This is a genomic window from Gordonia sp. IEGM753 (assembly GCF_050321825.1).
Taxonomy (GTDB): domain Bacteria; phylum Pseudomonadota; class Gammaproteobacteria; order Pseudomonadales; family Pseudomonadaceae; genus Aquipseudomonas.
Window position 1 is genome coordinate 433,122 of the sequence record NZ_JBNQGB010000002.1, and the last position, 18,779, is coordinate 451,900.

Here is an 18,779-nt window from a genome sequence, read left to right on the forward strand (position 1 = left end):
AAAAATCCGGGCGGCTATGAACCTCAAGAGTGCCGCTCAAGGCCGGTTCTTACAAGCAGACGACGAAGGGACTTTAAACCTTGTGGGCAAAAGCTAGTCTGAAGAGTAAGCCGTACAGCGGCTGCCGCCGGCCACTGCCGGATACTTACCTGCCTGCCACGAGCAGGAGCGACATGAGGTCACTATGAAAATCCGTGAACTTGCCCAGCATTGGGAAGAAAACGCCAAGGGTCGCCTGACCGAAACCGGCTACACGATTCATCTGGACGTGGAAGCCGCCGCACGGCTGGCGGCGATTACCGAGATGTACCCGAAACGGCACCCCGAAGAGCTGTTGGGCGAACTGATTGGTGCCGCACTGGAAGAGCTCGAAAAGAGCTTTCCATACGTGAAAGGCTCGACCGTTGTGGCGACCGACGAGGAAGGCGATCCGCTCTACGAGGACGTCGGTCCAACGCCGCGTTTTTTAGCGTTGTCGCGCCGTCATTTGCACGATTTGTCGGCCGTTGAAGACAAGCAGAAACATTGATATCGGCACACAAACAGTGGGAGTGAGTTTGCTTGCGAAGGGGCCATTTCAGTTGAAGTAAAAGTCGACTGATACACCGCTTTCGCGAGCAGGCTCGCTCCCACTTTGTCTTGTACCTTCCCTTCCAAAACGGCGTGCTCGCGAGCGCTTTAAAAGCCTCGCGTACCGCTGCACTTCGCCAAAGTTCCCGATTTAGAGCCTTGGCCGTTCGGTCAAAATTTTTTCGGGCGATTGGCCATCTTGTCTGAACTTTTAAAAAAAGCCTCGGGTCGTACCCAGTAACCACGCTGGGACGGCCGTTTCAAAATACCGAGAAAGTTAACGGTCACGGCTCCTTTCCCAGGATGGATTTTTAAAGTTTTTCAGGAGTTATCCAATGGAGTTGAAGACCATGAAGACCAGCACTGCCAAAACCTCGTTCAACCACCTGCGCGGTCTGAAACTGGCTGCCCTGGCAATCGGCAGCAGCTTCGTTCTGGCCGGTTGCGCTGGCAATCCGCCGACCGAGCAATATGCCGTTACTCAATCTGCCGTGAACAGCGCCGTGAGCGCTGGCGGTACCGAGTACGCCGCCGTGGAAATGAAGTCCGCCCAGGACAAGCTCAAACAAGCCGAAATCGCCATGCACGACAAGAAGTACGAAGAAGCCCGCACCTTGGCCGAACAGGCTGAGTGGGACGCTCGTGTAGCGGAACGCAAAGCGCAAGCGATGAAGGCTGAACAAGCTGTGAAGGACTCTCAGAAAGGTGTTCAGGAACTGCGTCAGGAAAGTCAGCGCACCGTGCAATAAGCGCGCATCCCGATCCCAACCTGAAGCTCTTATCGATAGAAAGGACGAACCATTATGCGTAAACATCTGATGATCCCTGCCCTGTTGGCCGCAAGCGTTGCACTGGCTGCCTGCTCCACGCCGCCGAACCCGAACCTGGAGAACGCGCGCACTAACTACAGCGGCCTGCAAGCCAACCCACAAGCCAGCAAAGTGGCGGCACTGGAAACCAAGGACGCCAGCGATTACCTGGACAAAGCCGACAAGGCTTACCTGGACAAGCAGGACGCGGCCAAGGTTGACCAACTGGCCTACCTGACCAATCAGCGCGTTGAAGTGGCCAAGCAAACCATTGCGTTGCGTACCGCCGAAGCCAACCTGAAAAATGCATCGGCACAACGTGCCCAGGCGCGACTGGATGCTCGTGACGCTCAGATCAAACAGCTGCAGGACAGTCTGAACGCCAAGCAGACCGATCGCGGTACGCTGGTGACTTTTGGTGACGTATTGTTCGCCACCAACAAGGCCGATCTGAAATCCAGCGGCCTGGTCAACATCAACAAACTGGCGCAGTTCCTTCAAGAAAACCCGGACCGCAAAGTGATTGTCGAGGGCTACACCGACAGCACCGGCGCTGCGAACTACAACCAGTCGCTGTCTGAGCGCCGCGCTGATTCCGTGCGCACCGCACTGGTGAAAATGGGTGTTGATCCGTCGCGCATCGTGTCCCAGGGTTACGGCAAGGAGTACCCGGTTGCGGAAAACTCCAGCGTCTCTGGCCGTGCGATGAACCGCCGTGTGGAAGTGACCATTTCCAACGACAACCAACCGGTAGCGCCACGTTCGACGGTCAGCTCGAACTAAGCCTGCCTGCTGCAAAGAAAAGCCCCGCCTGAGCAATCAGGCGGGGCTTTTTACGTCTCGAGATCACTCAGCCCTGTGGGAACGAGCCTGCTCGCGATAGCGCAATGTCAGGCAAATGACAGGCAGAACGTCAGGCCGTATTCGCGAGCACGCTCCCACAGTTGATCTTCGTTGCAATCACGGAGCGGTTTAAGGCTCCAGTTTTTGCGGGGTTTCCTGGCCCATGCAACGAACGGCTTTTTTCTGCCCGTTGATCAGCACGCCACTCAGGCCTTTTTGTTCGGTGTCAAACAGCACCAGCACGCCATCGACGCACTGGGCGACTTGAGCGGCAGGTTCCAGGGAAATCTTGTAGTCCTCGCCGGGCACAGTCTTGAGCATGGTGAAGTCGCTGAGCAGCAACGCATCTTCAGGTTTGGCGAAGTGCAGATAGCCGTAGTACCACAGGCAACCGACCGTGCCGAGGATGCTGCAGATACCGGTGATGATCATCGGGATGGCGTTACGTTCTTCACTCATTGCGGACTCTCAGGTGGTTCAATTTCAGAATTTGATGCCGGATAGTTGGGAATTTCACCCAAGCGGCGCAGGCCGTTGAAATGCTCTGGATCTTCCAGATAACGCAGCATGACGGTGCGCCAGACCGGATCGGCAAACGTCTGCACATGACCGCCTCGGGTCAACTGCAGCACTCGCGGCGGCGGCGCAGCTTGATACAGTCGGATGCCATTGGAAAGAGGCACGATCGGATCGTCGATGCTGTGATAGATCAGTTTCGGCACACCGTTGAGCTTCGCCATCGAGTTGATTGCGCTGTCGCCATCCGGCACCAGCCAGGATAACGGCACCTGAAACGGCCAGGTCAGCCACGACGTACTCAAGGCAAACTGGCCAACACTTCGATAGCTGGCGGGTACGCCGTCGAGGACAAATGCCTTGAGTTGCTTCTGACGCTCGGGATGTTCGCCCAGGTAATGCACGGCCATCGAACCGCCGAGGCTTTGACCCAGCAAAATTACCGGTTTGCCTCTGACTTCGGGGGCTTGATCGAGCCATTTGAAGGCGGCGTCGATGTCCTGGTAGATCGCTGGCAAGCTCGGCTCGCCTTCGGACAGGCCGTAGCCGCGATAGTCGATCAACAAGACTTGATAGCCCTCTTTCGGCAACCACCAGCTACCACCCAAGTGGTAAGGCAGATTGCCGCCGTTGCCGTGCAAGTGCAGCACCGTGCCTTTGACGTCGACGCCTTTTTTCGCTGGCAGCCACCAGGCATTCAATTTCAGTCCGTCCGCCGTGACCAGCGTGACCTCCCGGTACTCGAGTTTGGCTTTTGCCGGAGTGAACAGCTGACCAGGCTCGGGGTAGAAGAGCAAAGAGCTGCAACCGCTCAAGGTCAGAAGCAGGCATAAGATGCCGAGGATTCTCATCCGTTGAAATCTCTCAGAAATTTGGGTTGGAACTCATTCCCCCTTGTGGGAGCGGGCTTGCTCGCGAAAGCGGTATGTCAGGCAACATCAATGTTGAATGTTAAGCCGCCTTCGCGAGCAAGCCCGCTCCCACAGGGGATCTTCGGTGCTCACAAGATGTTGGAGTAATCCGCTTCGATCCGGTCCAGGCTCAGGTGGTTCAGGAAGTTGGAGAAACACATCCACGCCGACAGCGCATTCATGTCGCGGAACTGCTCCGGCAGATACTTGGGCGGCACTACCAGGCCCTCATCCACCAATTGGCGCAAGGTGCGCATGTCTTCCAGCGTCGTCTTGCCGCAGAACAGCAATGGCACCTGCTCAAGCTTGCCTTTACGCACGGCCAACTGAATGTAGTTGTAAACCATGATAAAGCCCTTGAGATAGGACAAGTCTTTGGTAAATGGCAAGCCGTTCGGCACCGAGCCACGGAATACCCGGCTGGCGTTGCCGTAGCTTTCCGCCATCTCGAAGCCCTGCTCGCGGAAGAACTCGAACACCTGCAAAAAGTCCGCGCCCTCCTCCACCATGTGGATCGCGCGGGTGCGATTGGTCAATTTGCGCAGGCGGCTGGGGTAAGAGGCGAAGGTGATGATCTCCATCAAAATCGCCAGCCCTTCCTGCGTCACGGTCGAGGACGGTGGCCCTTTGGAGAGGAAGGTGCAGATGGGCTGGTTCAAACCATTGAGCGTGGTGCCGACATGCACCAGTCCCTCATGAACTTCCAGCGCGCGCACGTCACGGTCGTTGAACATCGCGTCGGCGCGAATCTTGATGTAGTCGGCACCGGCCGCCGCATCGGCCACGATCCCGTCGGACTCGAACACACGAATGGTTTCCTCGGCCTCGCCAAACACCTTGTTCAACCGGGTTTGCAGCAGGTGCACGGCGTCTTTGGCGGTCAGCGTCTTGGGTTCGTCCTTGAGGTCGCCACGGCCGTCGATGTTGTTCAGGTAATCGGAGAGCATCAGCCCAAGGTCGGCCAGCGTTGGGTCACCGGCATGAAACGCATCGGATGCCGCGCCGTACAACTCCTGGGAAATCAGGCCAAAGTCTTCGGTGCCGCGCGCTTCGAGCATGCGCACCACCATGCGGTATTCCTTGCACATGCGACGCATGATCTGGCCGACCGGGTTGAACTGGCCGAGCTGGCGAGTGATGTCGCGCTCGATGTTCTGAAACTCCAGTTTGACTTTGCTGGAGTCAAACGACAGCGGCCGATTGAGGTAGTAATCGCGATCCACCGCAGGCATTTCCTTGCCTTTGGCCTTGAGGAATCCCTTGCGGATATTGTCGTCCCATTTGACCGCGTCAAGCACGCGAATCGGCGTCTGTGCCAGCACAATGCGATCGGACAAAATGCGTATCGTCTGCTGGTAATCGTCCACCCGAAACTCCTGTAGGAACCGTTTGATACTGGGTTTATTTGGCGCTGGCTAGGCGCTGATAACGCACCGCCTCAACGAACACATCGGAGTTGGCCGGATCATCCAGGTAGGCAAAGACCTGATCCATGCCGGAGTTGATCAGCACACCTTCGCCGTCGTCGGTCTGGAAGCCTTCGCCACTCAGGACTTTCTGCCCAAGGGCCTGGTTGATCTGCTCGAGGTCTAGGTTGTAGACCACCAGTTCGTGCTTGGCGTTGAGCTCAAAACCGGCAATGGTGAAATGGCCGCCGAACCTGGCCGGCACTTTTGCCGAGAGGTACCAGCGATTGCCATGACGCGAAACGGTGAAGGGATAGGATTCGCGTTCTTTTGGCCGAGCCTTGAAATAGCTGACGGCCTGGTAGCGGTCGTCGGCGAGACGCGTCAGCTCGAGGTTCATCGGCTCGCCCCAAGCGTTGGTGCTGGTCCATTTGCCGAGCAACCCTTTAGGCGCGGGGTCGCTGTTGGGCAAAGGCTCCTTGAAGGTCACCAGACAGCCGCTGAGCAGCAGGAACGACAAGGCGATCACCACGACGCGCCAGGTTTTCATTCAACACTCCCTATGAACACACATTGCCCTCAAGTGGCCACTGAACGGGTGGGAGCGAGCCTGCTCGCGATGGCGGAGTGGCAAGCAACAGACCTGTTGAATGTCAGACCGTAATCGCGAGCAGGCTCGCTCCCACAGGGGATTCGCCTCCATCCAGCAATCATACCGAGGCCAATACCAGATGCATGTAGCGGTTCAGGATACCGAGCATTTGCGCTTCGGTGACAGGCTCGGCATCGTTGAGCAGGCCCTGATATTCCATCCGTCCGATAATCGCCGTCAACACTTTGGCATCCTGTTGCGGCTCGCGCGAACCCAATACCTGAAAAAGCTGGCAAGTACCTTGAAGCAGAATCTGCTGATGTGAGCGAACCAACACCGCCAGTCGCGGGTTCAACAACGCCTCTTGGCGGAACGCCTGTTCGGCCATCAAGTGTTCGCGACGATTGACCAGTTGGCGGTGCACATAGTCGCCCATCAACTGCGCAATATCGTCCGCCAGTTGCGAGCGAGACTCGGGGCTGCCATCGCCGCTGACGACCATCTGACGCAACAAGCCTTCGTTGTTCACCCACAGCTTGGCCATGAAAGCGGCGCTGCGTTCGACGTATTGAGCAAAGGTATCGGTGAGCAAGTCATCGATGTCCTTGAAGTAGTAAGTGGTGGCCGACAGCGGTACACCCGCCTCGGCGGCGACCGCTCGGTGGCGCACCGCCCGCACGCCATCGCGCACAACAATGCGCATCGCCGCATCGAGAATCTCCTGTCGACGCTGTTCGCTGCCCAATCGGCTGGCCTTGCGCCCCTGGTACTGAACACTTTCAGCGACCGCAGTGGCGATGCCAGCTGCACCTTCTTGAGCAATTGCACGATTCACGACAGGTCCTTCCTCTCAAATGAAGCAACAAATTGATACGTTTGTACCAGACAGGCAATAAAAAGCCGCCTGGGCAGGCGGCTTTTTGTTTGAAGCAATTACGCTTGCGGCCGCATGTGCGGGAACAGGATCACATCGCGGATCGACGGTGAGTTGGTCAACAACATCACCAGACGGTCGATGCCGATACCTTCACCGGCCGTTGGCGGCATGCCGTATTCCAGCGCACGAACGAAGTCAGCATCGTAGTGCATCGCTTCGTCGTCGCCGGCGTCCTTGTCGGCCACCTGAGCCATGAAACGCTCTGCCTGGTCTTCCGCGTCGTTCAACTCGGAGTAGGCGTTGGCGATTTCACGACCACCGATGAACAGCTCAAAGCGGTCGGTTACGTTCGGGTTGTCATCGTTGCGACGAGCCAGCGGCGAAACCTCGAACGGGTACTGGGTGATGAAGTGCGGCTGCTCGAGCTTGTGCTCGACCAGCTCTTCGAAAATCATCACCTGCAGTTTGCCCAGGCCTTCGAAACCGAGCACTTTGGCCCCGGCCTTCTTGGCGATAGCACGAGCCTTGTCGATGTCGGTCAGGTCGTCTGCGGTCAAGTCCGGGTTGTACTTGAGGATCGAGTCGAATACCGACAAGCGCACGAACGGTTCGCCAAAGTGGAACACCTTGTCGCCGTACGGCACGTCAGTGCTGCCCAGAACCAGCTGCGCCAGTTCACGGAACAACTCTTCGGTCAGGTCCATGTTGTCTTCGTAGTCGGCGTAAGCCTGGTAGAACTCCAACATGGTGAATTCAGGGTTGTGACGCGTCGAAACGCCTTCGTTACGGAAGTTGCGGTTGATCTCGAATACTTTCTCGAAACCGCCCACTACCAAGCGCTTGAGGTACAGCTCAGGTGCGATACGCAAGAACATTTCCATGTCCAGCGCATTGTGGTGAGTCTCGAACGGCTTGGCCGCGGCACCACCAGGAATGGTTTGCAGCATCGGCGTCTCGACTTCCAGGAAGTCACGCTTCATCAGGAAGCTGCGGATGTGCGCAATCACTTGCGAACGAACGCGGAACGTTTGACGCACTTCTTCGTTGACGATCAGGTCAACGTAGCGCTGACGGTAGCGCTGCTCGGTGTCAGACAGGCCGTGATGCTTGTCTGGCAATGGGCGCAGCGATTTGGTCAGCAAGCGCACGTTGGTCATTTCGACGTACAAGTCGCCCTTGCCGGAACGCGCCAGAGTGCCTTCGGCAGCAATGATGTCGCCCAGGTCCCAGGTTTTGACAGCGGCCAGGGTTTCTTCAGACAGGGTTTTACGGTTGACGTAAACCTGAATGCGACCGGACATGTCCTGGATCACCATGAACGAGCCACGGTTAAGCATGAGACGACCGGCAACCTTGACCGGGATTGCAGCCTCTGCCAGCTCTTCCTTGGTCTTGTCCGCGTACTTGTTCTGCAAGTCCTGGCAGTAAGCGTCGCGGCGGAAGTCATTCGGGAAGGCCTGGCCCTTGGCGCGCTCGGCAGCAAGCTTTTCCTTGCGCAGGGCGATCAGGGAGTTTTCTTCCTGTTGCAGGGCTTGCGGGTCGAGTTCTTGGTCGCTCATGTCTTTAGATATTCCATCACGGGTTCGTTGCCCCCAGGCCTGCGGCCCGGGGATCGCCGGCAAGCCGGCTCCTACAAGGGATCGCGCTGACTCAGGCGATCCTCGCATTGCATGTCTTATAAGCCTTGTTTCAGGCTGGCTATCAGGTATTCGTCGATGTCGCCGTCGAGCACCTTGTCGCAGTCGCTGCGTTCGATGTTAGTGCGCAAATCCTTGATGCGCGATGCATCGAGCACATAAGAGCGAATCTGATGACCCCAGCCGATGTCCGACTTGGTGTCTTCCAGCGCCTGGGAAGCGGCATTGCGTTTCTGCACTTCCTGCTCATACAAACGCGCCCGCAACATTTTCATCGCCGTGTCTTTGTTGGCGTGCTGGGAGCGTTCGTTCTGGCAACTGACCACGGTGTTGGACGGTACGTGAGTGATACGTACGGCCGAGTCGGTGGTGTTTACGTGCTGACCACCCGCACCGGACGAGCGGTAGGTGTCGATGCGCAGGTCCGACGGGTTGATGTCGATTTCGATGTTGTCATCGATTTCCGGCGATACAAAAACTGCCGAGAACGAGGTGTGGCGACGGTTACCGGAGTCAAACGGGCTCTTGCGCACCAGTCGATGCACGCCGATTTCGGTACGCAACCAGCCAAAGGCGTATTCACCCTTGATGTGCACCGTGGCGCCTTTGATACCGGCAACTTCACCGGCCGACAATTCCATGATGGTCGCGTCGAAGCCGCGTTTGTCGGCCCAGCGCAGGTACATGCGCAGCAAAATGTTGGCCCAGTCCTGAGCCTCGGTGCCACCGGAGCCGGCCTGGATATCCAGGTAGGCATTGTTGGCATCCATTTCACCGCTGAACATGCGACGGAATTCGAGTTTTTCCAGGGATTCGCGCAGACGTTCGACTTCGGCGGCGACGTCATCGACGGCGGCCTGGTCTTCTTCTTCGGCGGACATCAGCAGCAGGTCTTTGGCGTCGGCCAGGCCGCTGTGCATTTCGTCGAGGGTTTCGACGATCTGGGCCAGCAGGGAGCGCTCGCGGCCCAGTTCCTGAGCGTACGACGGGTTGTTCCAGACATTCGGATCTTCAAGCTCGCGATTGACTTCAGTCAGACGCTCATGCTTTTGATCGTAGTCAAAGATACCCCCGAATAGTTTCGGAGCGCTCGGACAGGTCCTTGATACTGTTAAGGATCGGGTTGATTTCCATGGCGGGCAGCACTCGTTGGCGAACTTTTGAAAGCCGGCGAGTATACCGCAAAGCACTGGCCACGGCAGCCCGCCTAGCGGCTTTAACTGCGCCGTGTCGGGAGTGGCTGCTGGAAGGACCTGCCATGACTCCGTGACGCACTCGTGCGCTTAGGCGATCCCCACCTGGTTACGCCCGTTGTTCTTCGCCAAATACAGGCCCTTGTCCGCGGCCAATATCAACTGCCGGCAATCACCGCCCGGTTGCGGGGTGAGTGTCGACAGGCCGATGCTGATGGTCAGGCTTGAGCCTTCAGCCGGGGAGATGTGCGGGATCTTCAGCGCTGCCACGGTTTGACGCAGCTTTTCAGCCACCAGGCGTGCGCCGCCAAGCGAGGTGTTTGGCAACACCAAGGCAAATTCTTCACCGCCGTAACGCGCCGGCAGGTCTGAAGGACGGGCACTGGCGTCGCGGATAGCGGTGGCGACTTTGCGCAGGGCTTCATCGCCTTCGAGGTGACCAAAGGTGTCGTTATACGATTTGAAGTAGTCGACATCGATCATCAGTAGCGACAGTTGAGTCTGGTCACGCAGTGAACGTCGCCACTCCAATTCCATGTACTCGTCGAAATGACGACGGTTCGACAGCCCGGTCAGGCCATCGGAGTTCATCAGGCGTTGCAGCACAAGGTTGGTGTCGAGCAATTGCTGCTGACTGACGCGCAAGGCTCTGTACGCGGCGTCACGCTGCAGCAGGGTCATGTAGGAGCGCGAGTGATAGCGGATGCGCGCCACCAATTCGATGTTGTCGGGCAGCTTCACCAGGTAGTCATTGGCGCCGGCCGCGAACGCCGCGCTTTTGATCATCGGGTCTTCCTTGGTCGACAGGACAATGATCGGAATGTCCTTGGTCGCCGGATGATTACGATATTCGCGCACCAGGCTGAGGCCATCCAGGCCCGGCATGACCAGGTCCTGCAGAATCACCGTCGGCTTGATACGAATCGCCTGGGCAATGGCCTGGTGCGGGTCGGCGCAGAAATGGAAATCAATGTTTTCTTCGTTCGACAACCCACGCCGAACCGCCTCGCCGATCATCGCCTGATCATCCACCAACAACACCATGGCGGCGTTTTCATCGGTTTTGAAGTCGTCGAGCTGTAAGTCATTCATGTGCGATCACCTGAGTACAACCTGGGCCGGGATTGCTGATGAGCGTATTCATTTGGGGAAAACCTCCAGCAATCGTGGCGCTATCTTGTCCAGCGCGCGGATTTCCGAGGCAGCGTCGATAGCGGCTGCTGCCTTGGGCATTCCGTAAACCGCACTGCTGTTCTGGTCCTGAGCGATGGTCAGGTAACCCTGTTGGCGCATGAGTTTAAGCCCCTCTGCGCCATCGCGCCCCATGCCGGTGAGCAAAACACCAATGGCGTCACCACTCCAGTAGCTGGCCACGCTCTCGAAAAACACATCGATGGAGGGCCGATAGATTTCGTTGACCGGTTCAGCGGTATAGGCCAGCGTGCCGTTTTTCAGCAAACGAATGTGATGGTTAGTGCCCGCCAGCAACACCGTGCCACTTTGCGGCCGCTCACCTTCCTGAGCCAGACGCACGTTCAGCCCGCTGGCACTGCTCAGCCATTCAGCCATGCCGGCGGCGAACACCTGGTCTACATGCTGGACCAGCACGATGGCAGCGGTGAAATCTCGCGGCATGCCCTTGAGCAGGATTTCGAGCGCCGCCGGCCCACCGGCAGATGAACCGATGGCGATCAGCCGCTGGCGTGATGCCGCACTGCGCAGCGTGCTCGGAGCAGACTGCAGCCGGTTGCCCTTATCGCCGATCAGCCAGCCAATGTTCATGATCTTGCGCAGCAACGGCGCCGCTGCTTCCTGTGCATTACCGGCGCCCAGCGCCGGCGTATCGACCACATCCAGCGCGCCGTGCCCCATGGCTTCAAACACCCGGTGCACGTTCTGTTGGCGGTCAACGGTGACGATAACAATCGCGCAGGGGGTTTCGGCCATGATCCGCCGGGTAGCCTCGACACCGTCCATGATCGGCATGATCAGGTCCATCAGGATCAAATCCGGGGTGTTTTCGGCGCAACGTTGCACGGCCTCGGCGCCGTTGCCGGCCACCCAGACGATCTGGTGCGCCGGCTCAAATGCGAGGGCGCGGCGCAAGGCCTCCACGGCCATGGGCATGTCGTTGACGATTGCGATTTTCATGCCCGTGCTCCTCCGATGAGCTCAACCACTGCATCAAGCAGGGCGTCGTCATGAAAACTGGCTTTGGCTAAATAGTAGTCGGCTCCGGCGTCCAGTCCACGACGACGATCTTCTTCTCGATCTTTATAGGACACCACCATGACCGGCAGCGATTGCAGGCGACTGTCCCGGCGCAACAACGACACCAGTTCGATACCGTCCATGCGCGGCATATCAATGTCGGTGATCAGCAGGTCGAAGTCTTCCGAGCGCAAGGCGTTCCAGCCATCCATGCCATCTACCGCCACGGCCACATCGTACCCGCGGTTGAGCAACAGCTTGCGTTGCAGCTCACGCACCGTCAGCGAATCGTCTACTACCAAAATTCGTTTACGGGCCGCTTCAACCGCTTGGTTAGCGTGCCGCGCAATGCGCTCCAGGCGCCCGGTGTTAAGGAGTTTATCCACCGAACGCAGCATGTCTTCGACATCGACGATCAGCACCACAGAGCCATCGTCGAGCAACGCCCCGGCGGAAATGTCCTGGACCTTGCCCAGACGCTCGTCCAGCGGCAAGACCACCAGTGTGCGCTCACCGATGAAGCGCTCGACCGCCACGCCGTAGATGGCATCGCGCTCGCGGATGACCACAACCTTTAACGTTTGCTGGCTATTCGGGCTGGTCGGGCGTTGCAATAACTGACTGGCCGCCACCAGGCCAACGTGCCGTCCTTCGTGCCAGAAGTGCTGCCGCCCTTCAACCTGAATGATGTCCGCAGGCTCCAGATCGCACATGCGTTCGATGTGGGCCAGCGGAAACGCATAGGCCTCATCACCGACCTCCACCACCAAGCTGCGCACTACGGACAGGGTCAGCGGCACTTCCAGGTGGAAACGGCTGCCCTCGCCCGCCGTTTGCTCCAACACCACAGCACCGCGTAACTGGCGGACCATGTGCTGCACCGCATCCAGGCCAACCCCGCGACCGGACACTTCAGTGACGGTGTCGCGCAGGCTGAATCCTGGCAGGAACAGGAACGTCAGCAGTTCCTCTTCACTCAACTGGGCGGCGGTTTCGACGGGAGATAATTGCCGCTCAACGATGCTGCGGCGGACCTTCTCCAGGTCGACCCCATTGCCGTCATCGCTCAGTTCCAGTACCAGCAGACCGGCCTGGTGTGAGGCCCGCAGGCGAATCAGGCCTTCTGCCGGTTTACCGGCTGACAGGCGCTGCTCCGGGGACTCAATACCGTGGTCAACGGCGTTGCGCAGCAAGTGCGTCAGCGGCGCTTCGAGTTTTTCCAGTACGTCGCGATCGACCTGGGTTTTTTCGCCTTCGATTTCCAGCCGCACCTGTTTGCCAAGCGTACGCCCGAGGTCGCGCACCATACGCGTTTGCCCACTCAACACATCGGCAAACGGGCGCATGCGACAGGCCAGCGCCGTGTCGTACAGCACCTGCGCTCGCTGGCTGGCCTGCCAGGCAAACTCGTCCAGCTCGGAATTTTTCTCTGCCAGCAAGTGCTGCGACTCGCCCAGCAAGCGACGCGCATCGTCCAGCGCTTCCTGAGCTTCGAGGCTCAGGGTCTGCTCCTTGAGATGCGCGTTGAGGTTTTCCAGCGCCCGCAGGCTATTGCTCTGCATGCGTTTGAGACGTTGCATGGTGGCCAAGTGCGGCTTGAGCCGCAGGGTTTCCACCAGCGATTTGCTCGACAGGTCGAGCAGGCTGTTCAAACGCTCAGCCGTGACCCGCAGTACCCGCTCGCCGTTTTCGGTGGTGCGCTTGACGTTGCGCGCAGGTTCTGCGGCCAGCGTTTCTGCGATGGCCGGATCTGCGCTGGGCGACGACTGAGGTATTGGCTGTGGTGTCGGCGCCTCAAGCTTGAGCTCGGCCATCACCGGCGCGATCACTGGAGCAGGCACCGCCGAGGGGTCCAGCAATCGCGCCATCAGGGCCACATAGGCTTCAATATCAGCAGGCGCCGGTGCTTGAGTCGGCGTCGCAATGCGCATCAGCAGATCGGTGCCCTGCAGCAACGCATCGATGTGCTCCGGGCGCAAATACAGGCGCGCTTCCTGGGCGCTCACCAGGCAATCTTCCATGACATGAGCCACGCTGACCCCGGCATCGACCCCGACAATCCGCGCCGCGCCTTTGAGCGAGTGAGCGGCGCGCATGCACGATTCCAGTTGATCGGCCTGGGTCGGGTTGCGCTCCAGCGCCAGCAAACCTGCGCTCAGAACCTGGGTCTGGGCTTCGGCTTCCAGGCTGAACAGTTCCAGCAAAGAGGCATCGCGCATTTGCTCGGGGGTCATGTGAGGCTCCGGGTCACGGCGGACAACAGCTGTTCTTCATCCAGCCAACGCAGGCTGCGACCTTTGAATTGCAACACGCCACGGGTGTATTTACCGCTGGCCTGCGTGCCAGACCGCGACGCAGCATCAAGAATGCGCTCGTCGATGGCATGAATGCCGTCAACCTCGTCCACCGGCACCACCACCGGCCCACCTCGCGCCGCGATAATCAGCATGCGCGGTATCACCCGCGCACCCGATGCCACGTTGCTGACCCCGTCGAGCCCCAGCAGCTCCACCAATGACAAGCACGCCACCAACGCACCGCGCACATTCGCAACCCCGAGCAACGCCTGGGACCGCTGATGCGGCAACGAGTGAATCGCCTGCAACGGCGCCACTTCAACCAGGCTGCGCGTGGTCAGCGCCAGCCATTCTTCGCCGAGACGGAACATTAATAACGAACGTGTTTTAACCTCGTCGTCTGCCACCGCGCGCACAGGCCCACGCTCTTGCGTTTGCAGGGCATAGCGGTCGAGCAAGCGTGTAGCGGCGGCGGAGTACACCGCGCAATTGCGGCAGTGAATATGCTCCGCCAGCAGCGGACAGGACTTGTCGCCGTGGATGCCGATGCGGTTCCAGCAGTCGTCAATGGCCTGGGCGTCTTCATGCGTGACGTTCAACGTGTCGACCGCGATCATCGTTTCCGCTCACTGTCAGTGGCGCGCTCGTTGCGGGCGGCGCGATCCTGTAATCGTCTGGCGCCCACGCTGTCGCCTTGCGATTGCAGCAAAGCCGCCAAGTGCATCAACGCGTCGGGATGTTGCGGTTCGAGGTACAACGCCTTGCGATAAAAGCCCTGTGCTTGCAGGACGCTGCCGGCGACATCGCTGAGCAGCCCCAGCCAATAAAAAACCTGGGCCACCGGTTCATGAGCACGCAGATACGTTTCGCAGGCAGCGCGAGCCTCGGCGCTTTTGCCCTCGTTGGCCAATGCCGCGATGCTCGCCAACAACGCAGCGGCGTCCGGATTGGCCGATTTGGCCACTACCGCAGGCGTTGTGACAGGGGTAAAAGGTCGGCTGCGAACAGGCGCTGCCGGCACGCTGCGCACCGGTTGCCGAATGGGCAACGGCGCAGGAACAAACGCAGGCACGCGCTCGGGTTCGGGCGTGTGCTGGCGGCTGAAAGCAAACGACTGTGCGATACCGATTGAACGCATACCAAAACGCCCCAACAAACTGCCCTCGGCAGGCCCGATAAACAACACGCCGTCAACATGGGTCAGGCGCTTGAGCACCTCGAACACCTGCTGTTGGGTCGGCTGATCAAAATAGATCAGCAGGTTGCGACAGAACACAAAATCATAGGGTGGCTCTGCGGCCAGCAACGCCGGATCTAGCAGATTGCCCACCTGCAAACGTACCTGCTCCAGCACGCGTGCGTCGAGACGGTAACCATCGTTTTCCGGGCTGAAATGCCGGTCCCGAAAAGCGAAATCCTGACCCCGGAACGAGTTCTTGCCGTAGAGCGCACGCTTGGCTTTTTCCACCGACAGCGGGCTGACATCCATGCCTTCGACCTTGAACTGGTGTGGTTTGAGGCCGGCATCGAACAGCGCCATGGCTATGGAGTAAGGCTCTTCGCCCGTGGAGCACGGCAGGCTGAGAATCCGCACGGCTCGCATGTTGTTGATGTCAGCCAGGCGCTTGGCGGCCAGTTTCGCCAGTGTCGCGAAGGATTCCGGGTACCGGAAAAACCAGGTTTCGGGAACGATCACCGCTTCAATCAGCGCCTGTTGTTCATCGTGCGAACCTTGCAGGATGTGCCAATACTCATCGGCACTCAGCGCATTGGACGCCGTCGTGCGCTGGCGCACCGCACGCTCGATAATCGCAGGCCCAACGGACGCCACGTCTAGACCGATTCGATCTTTCAGGAAGTCGAAAAAACACTGGTCGCTGCTCATGGCCGCTCCTCAAGCAGCGCAGGATCCAGTGGCGGCGACGGAAACAACAACGCGCGCACGCGCTCGTCCAGCAGGTCGGCAACGTGCACCCATTGCAGCAAACCCTGAGCATCTTCGCGCACCGGGCCCAGGTACGGCGCCTTGCGGTTTGCCAGCCCGTAAGGGTGAAAGTCCGCTGGGTTGCAGCGCAACATGTCGGTGGCCTGCTCAAGAATCAGCCCAAGCAATTGCACCGCGGCGTCCGGAGTTGCACGGTAATTGACCAACACCAGCCGCGTGCTGGTGCGGGCCTGTGCCGGTTCACCAAACGTCAGCGCACTGAGGTCGATCACCGGCACCACCGCGCCGCGATAGGCAAACACCCCGGCCACCCAGTCTGGCGCCATGGCAATGGGCTTCAACGGTACACGCGGCAGCACTTGCGCCACCTCGATGGCTTGCAAGGCAAAGCGTTCGTTACCGATGCGAAATACCAGGAACAACGCATGTTTGCCTGGCATTGCAGCGCCGCGTTTCGCCGCGATTTCGTTCATCAGACTTTGAATCGCGAAACGCCGCTGCGCAGCCCTACGGCCACCTGGCTCAGTTCGTCGATGGCAAAACTGGCCTGACGCAGCGACTCGACAGTCTGGCTGCTGGCATCGCCCAACTGCACCAGCGCGTGGTTGATCTGCTCGGCACCAGTGGCTTGCGCAAGCATGCCTTCGTTTACCATCAATACGCGCGGCGCCAGCGCCTGAACCTGGTGAATAATCTGCGACAACTGCTCGCCCACCTGTTGCACCTCGGACATGCCACGGCGCACTTCTTCCGAGAACTTGTCCATGCCCATCACCCCGGCCGACACCGCGGACTGGATCTCACGCACCATTTGCTCGATGTCATAAGTGGCCACCGCTGTCTGGTCGGCCAGGCGTCGGACTTCGGTGGCAACCACGGCAAAGCCACGGCCGTATTCACCGGCCTTCTCGGCTTCGATGGCGGCGTTCAGCGACAGCAGGTTGGTCTGGTCGGCGACTTTGACGATGGTAACGACCACCTGATTGATATTGCCGGCCTTCTCATTGAGGATCGCCAATTTGGCGTTCACCAGGTCGGCGGCGCCCATCACCGAGTGCATGGTGTCTTCCATGCGCGCCAGGCCTTGCTGACCAGAACCGGCCAGCACTGAAGCCTGGTCGGCGGCGCTAGAGACTTCGGTCATGGTGCGCACCAGGTCACGCGAGGTGGCCGCGATTTCACGGGAGGTCGCGCCGATTTCGGTGGTGGTGGCGGCGGTTTCGGTGGCGGTGGCTTGTTGCTGCTTGGAGGTTGCCGCTATCTCGGTCACCGAGGTGGTGACCTGCACCGACGAGCGCTGCGCCTGAGACACCAGCGCGGTGAGCTCGGTCATCATGTCGTTGAAACCGGTCTCTACCGCGCCAAATTCGTCCTTGCGCTCCAGGTTGAGGCGGCCACTGAGGTCGCCGGTGCGCATCACTTCAAGAATCTGCACGATACGATTCATCGGCGCCATGATTGCCCGCATCAACAACAGGCCGCAGAGGCCAGCCGCCAATAGGGCGATCAGCAGGGAAATACCCATAGCGACCTTCGCCGAGAACACAGCACTGTCGATAGCGATTATGTCCTCGTCCGCCACCGCTTTATTTTCACGGACAATATCGTTGAGCTTCATACGACCGGCCGTCCAGGTGGGCGTCAGTTGCTCATTGAATATCTTGACGGCCTCCGCCGTTTGATTGCGCTTATGCAAGTCGAGGACGGAGGCCAGGATTCTGTTGTACTCGTCATGGAGTTTTTCGAAAGCGGCGTACTCGACCTTGTCTTCATCCGTGGTGATGGTGCCGACGTAGTTCTTCATCTGCTCTTGCAGGCGTGCTTCGAACGCCTTGAAATCAGCGGCGTCCTCGATGCTGATGCCCTGCCCTGCCTTCAGCCCCAGCAATTCCTGAGTCTGGATAAAACTGTCGACCCATGCGCCGCGAATCGTCGAGCTGTAGTAAACCCCCGGCAGCGCATCGTCGCGGACGCTGGCCTCACTGGCTTCAATTTTCAACAGGCGCGAATACGAGACGATGACCATCAGCAGCATGATGGTAATAATTACCGCAAAGCTCGCCAAAATGCGTTGGCGCAACGTCCAATTCTTCACAGTAAGTCCTCGGGGGCATTTTCAAATGCTGGGGAGTATAGCCGAGGGCAGTGTTTCATTTATAAGACGGATTCACACAACGTTTAATCCCGGCGCGAATGCACCGGGTTCTCGTTAAGGAAGGTAGAGCGGCGCCTACAGGGAAGCCTGGCGCACCTGGTTTTCGAGTTCAGCCTTTAAACCCGGCGCCAGCTTCAATTGGCGCGCCAGTTCATCGAGGTAGGACTTCTCCATGAAGTTTTCCTGGTCCACCAGCATCACGCTGGCGATGTACATCTCGGCGGCCATTTCCGGGGTACTGGCCGCACGTGCCACATCGGTTGGGTCGAGCGGTTTGTTGAGTTCGGCGTGCAGCCATTGTTGCAGTTCGCGGTCGTTATCGAGTTTGGTGAATTCACCTTCGATCAATGCTTTCTCGCGCTCGTCGACGTGGCCATCGGCTTTGGCCGCAGCCACCAAAGCCGTGAGAATCGCCTGGCTGTGCTGCTCGACCTGAGCCGCTGGCAAGCGGTCGATGGTTTGTGGCTCGGTTTTCGGTGCAGTGCCTTGCTGAGCCTGCCAATTGCCGTAAGCCTTGTAGGCAATGACGCCCAGCGCCGCGAGCCCACCGTAAGTAAGGGCTTTACCGCCAAAGTTGCGAGCCTTTTTATTACCCAGTAACAAACCCATCGCCCCTGCGGCCAACGCGCCACCACCGGCGCCCGACAGCAAGCTGCCCAGACCACCGGAACCGCCCTTGCCGCCGAGCAAACCACCCAACCCGCCAGCAGCAGATTTGCTTTGAGCGCCGCCAGCCTTGTTCTGCAGCAGATCCTGACCGGACTTGAGTAACTGGTCGAGCAATCCACGCGTGTTCATTTTTTCGCCTCCAGAAAAG

At 59.0% G+C, this 18,779-nt stretch carries 18 protein-coding genes; 3 read left to right on the forward strand and 15 right to left on the reverse strand.

The annotated features are described in order from the left end of the window. Positions 1-184 precede the first annotated feature (184 nt). The 3 genes from ACQR3R_RS14930 to ACQR3R_RS14940 all read left to right on the forward strand — a co-directional run bounded on the left by ACQR3R_RS14930 (position 185) and on the right by ACQR3R_RS14940 (position 2,162). Positions 185-529: a hypothetical protein gene (locus tag ACQR3R_RS14930; protein ID WP_428273058.1), complete on the forward strand. Its 345-nt coding sequence runs from the start codon at positions 185-187 to the stop codon at positions 527-529. 391 nt (positions 530-920) lie between these two features. Next, complete coding sequence (locus ACQR3R_RS14935) at positions 921-1,319, forward strand: DUF4398 domain-containing protein (protein WP_428273059.1); 399 nt, start codon at positions 921-923, stop codon at positions 1,317-1,319. A gap of 54 nt (positions 1,320-1,373) precedes the next feature. After that, on the forward strand, positions 1,374-2,162 hold the full coding sequence (locus tag ACQR3R_RS14940; protein WP_428273060.1) for a lipotoxin F family OmpA-related lipoprotein LptF: 789 nt from the start codon (positions 1,374-1,376) through the stop codon (positions 2,160-2,162). Between the two features lie 189 nt (positions 2,163-2,351). Here the strand turns inward: ACQR3R_RS14940 and ACQR3R_RS14945 are convergent, their stop codons facing one another. The 15 genes from ACQR3R_RS14945 to ACQR3R_RS15015 all read right to left on the reverse strand — a co-directional run bounded on the left by ACQR3R_RS14945 (position 2,352) and on the right by ACQR3R_RS15015 (position 18,760). After that, entirely contained in the window at positions 2,352-2,681 is a 330-nt protein-coding gene (locus ACQR3R_RS14945) for a PA3694 family proteiin (protein WP_428273061.1), read from the reverse strand. Beyond that, positions 2,678-3,535 (reverse strand): alpha/beta fold hydrolase, encoded by an 858-nt coding sequence (locus ACQR3R_RS14950; protein WP_428273062.1) that lies wholly within the window; start codon positions 3,533-3,535, stop codon positions 2,678-2,680. The genes ACQR3R_RS14945 and ACQR3R_RS14950 overlap by 4 nt, the downstream gene beginning before the upstream one ends. A gap of 203 nt (positions 3,536-3,738) precedes the next feature. Then, entirely contained in the window at positions 3,739-5,016 is a 1,278-nt protein-coding gene (locus ACQR3R_RS14955; protein WP_428273063.1) for a flavohemoglobin expression-modulating QEGLA motif protein, read from the reverse strand. Positions 5,017-5,050: 34 nt separating this feature from the next. Further along, a complete protein-coding gene (locus tag ACQR3R_RS14960; protein WP_428273064.1) occupies positions 5,051-5,605 on the reverse strand; it encodes a hypothetical protein in 555 nt (184 codons plus the stop codon). A gap of 160 nt (positions 5,606-5,765) precedes the next feature. After that, entirely contained in the window at positions 5,766-6,482 is a 717-nt protein-coding gene (locus ACQR3R_RS14965; protein WP_428273065.1) for a TetR family transcriptional regulator, read from the reverse strand. A 98-nt stretch (positions 6,483-6,580) separates the two neighbouring features. After that, the gene (gene lysS, locus ACQR3R_RS14970) at positions 6,581-8,083 is read right to left on the reverse strand and encodes a lysine--tRNA ligase (RefSeq protein WP_428273066.1); all 1,503 of its coding nucleotides are present in this window, start codon (positions 8,081-8,083) and stop codon (positions 6,581-6,583) included. Between the two features lie 116 nt (positions 8,084-8,199). Next, positions 8,200-9,295, reverse strand: a protein-coding gene (prfB, locus tag ACQR3R_RS14975) for a peptide chain release factor 2 (RefSeq protein WP_428273067.1) whose coding sequence is annotated in 2 segments (ribosomal slippage) — positions 8,200-9,231 and positions 9,233-9,295 — 1,095 coding nt in all. Because the reading frame shifts where the segments join, the coding sequence is not laid out codon by codon here. A 149-nt stretch (positions 9,296-9,444) separates the two neighbouring features. Continuing rightward, entirely contained in the window at positions 9,445-10,446 is a 1,002-nt protein-coding gene (locus tag ACQR3R_RS14980) for a diguanylate cyclase (RefSeq protein WP_428273068.1), read from the reverse strand. A gap of 48 nt (positions 10,447-10,494) precedes the next feature. Next, entirely contained in the window at positions 10,495-11,505 is a 1,011-nt protein-coding gene (locus tag ACQR3R_RS14985) for a chemotaxis-specific protein-glutamate methyltransferase CheB (RefSeq protein ID WP_428273069.1), read from the reverse strand. Further along, positions 11,502-13,799 carry a response regulator gene (locus ACQR3R_RS14990; protein WP_428273070.1) on the reverse strand — a complete coding sequence of 766 codons (2,298 nt, stop codon included), beginning with the start codon at positions 13,797-13,799 and terminating at the stop codon, positions 11,502-11,504. Before ACQR3R_RS14990 ends, ACQR3R_RS14985 begins: the two co-directional genes overlap by 4 nt. After that, the gene (locus ACQR3R_RS14995) at positions 13,796-14,479 is read right to left on the reverse strand and encodes a chemotaxis protein CheW (protein WP_428273071.1); all 684 of its coding nucleotides are present in this window, start codon (positions 14,477-14,479) and stop codon (positions 13,796-13,798) included. The genes ACQR3R_RS14990 and ACQR3R_RS14995 overlap by 4 nt, the downstream gene beginning before the upstream one ends. Then, entirely contained in the window at positions 14,476-15,747 is a 1,272-nt protein-coding gene (locus tag ACQR3R_RS15000) for a CheR family methyltransferase (protein ID WP_428273072.1), read from the reverse strand. The genes ACQR3R_RS14995 and ACQR3R_RS15000 overlap by 4 nt, the downstream gene beginning before the upstream one ends. Then, positions 15,744-16,280, reverse strand: a complete 537-nt coding sequence (locus tag ACQR3R_RS15005) for a chemotaxis protein CheW (protein WP_428273073.1) — start codon at positions 16,278-16,280, stop codon at positions 15,744-15,746. Before ACQR3R_RS15005 ends, ACQR3R_RS15000 begins: the two co-directional genes overlap by 4 nt. Further along, complete coding sequence (locus ACQR3R_RS15010) at positions 16,280-17,902, reverse strand: methyl-accepting chemotaxis protein (protein WP_428273074.1); 1,623 nt, start codon at positions 17,900-17,902, stop codon at positions 16,280-16,282. The genes ACQR3R_RS15005 and ACQR3R_RS15010 overlap by 1 nt, the downstream gene beginning before the upstream one ends. A 135-nt stretch (positions 17,903-18,037) precedes the next feature. Further along, positions 18,038-18,760, reverse strand: a complete 723-nt coding sequence (locus ACQR3R_RS15015; RefSeq protein WP_428273075.1) for a DUF533 domain-containing protein — start codon at positions 18,758-18,760, stop codon at positions 18,038-18,040. Positions 18,761-18,779 lie beyond the last annotated feature (19 nt).

Coding starts and splice junctions, on each gene's coding strand:
- ACQR3R_RS14930 (WP_428273058.1), top strand. CDS start 185: ATGAAAATCCGTGAACTTGCCCAGCATTGGGAAGAAAACGCCAAGGGT.
- ACQR3R_RS14935 (WP_428273059.1), top strand. CDS start 921: ATGAAGACCAGCACTGCCAAAACCTCGTTCAACCACCTGCGCGGTCTG.
- ACQR3R_RS14940 (WP_428273060.1), top strand. CDS start 1,374: ATGCGTAAACATCTGATGATCCCTGCCCTGTTGGCCGCAAGCGTTGCA.
- ACQR3R_RS14945 (WP_428273061.1), bottom strand. CDS start 2,681: ATGAGTGAAGAACGTAACGCCATCCCGATGATCATCACCGGTATCTGC.
- ACQR3R_RS14960 (WP_428273064.1), bottom strand. CDS start 5,605: ATGAAAACCTGGCGCGTCGTGGTGATCGCCTTGTCGTTCCTGCTGCTC.
- lysS (WP_428273066.1), bottom strand. CDS start 8,083: ATGAGCGACCAAGAACTCGACCCGCAAGCCCTGCAACAGGAAGAAAAC.
- ACQR3R_RS14980 (WP_428273068.1), bottom strand. CDS start 10,446: ATGAATGACTTACAGCTCGACGACTTCAAAACCGATGAAAACGCCGCC.
- ACQR3R_RS14985 (WP_428273069.1), bottom strand. CDS start 11,505: ATGAAAATCGCAATCGTCAACGACATGCCCATGGCCGTGGAGGCCTTG.
- ACQR3R_RS14990 (WP_428273070.1), bottom strand. CDS start 13,799: ATGACCCCCGAGCAAATGCGCGATGCCTCTTTGCTGGAACTGTTCAGC.
- ACQR3R_RS14995 (WP_428273071.1), bottom strand. CDS start 14,479: ATGATCGCGGTCGACACGTTGAACGTCACGCATGAAGACGCCCAGGCC.
- ACQR3R_RS15000 (WP_428273072.1), bottom strand. CDS start 15,747: ATGAGCAGCGACCAGTGTTTTTTCGACTTCCTGAAAGATCGAATCGGT.
- ACQR3R_RS15005 (WP_428273073.1), bottom strand. CDS start 16,280: ATGAACGAAATCGCGGCGAAACGCGGCGCTGCAATGCCAGGCAAACAT.
- ACQR3R_RS15015 (WP_428273075.1), bottom strand. CDS start 18,760: ATGAACACGCGTGGATTGCTCGACCAGTTACTCAAGTCCGGTCAGGAT.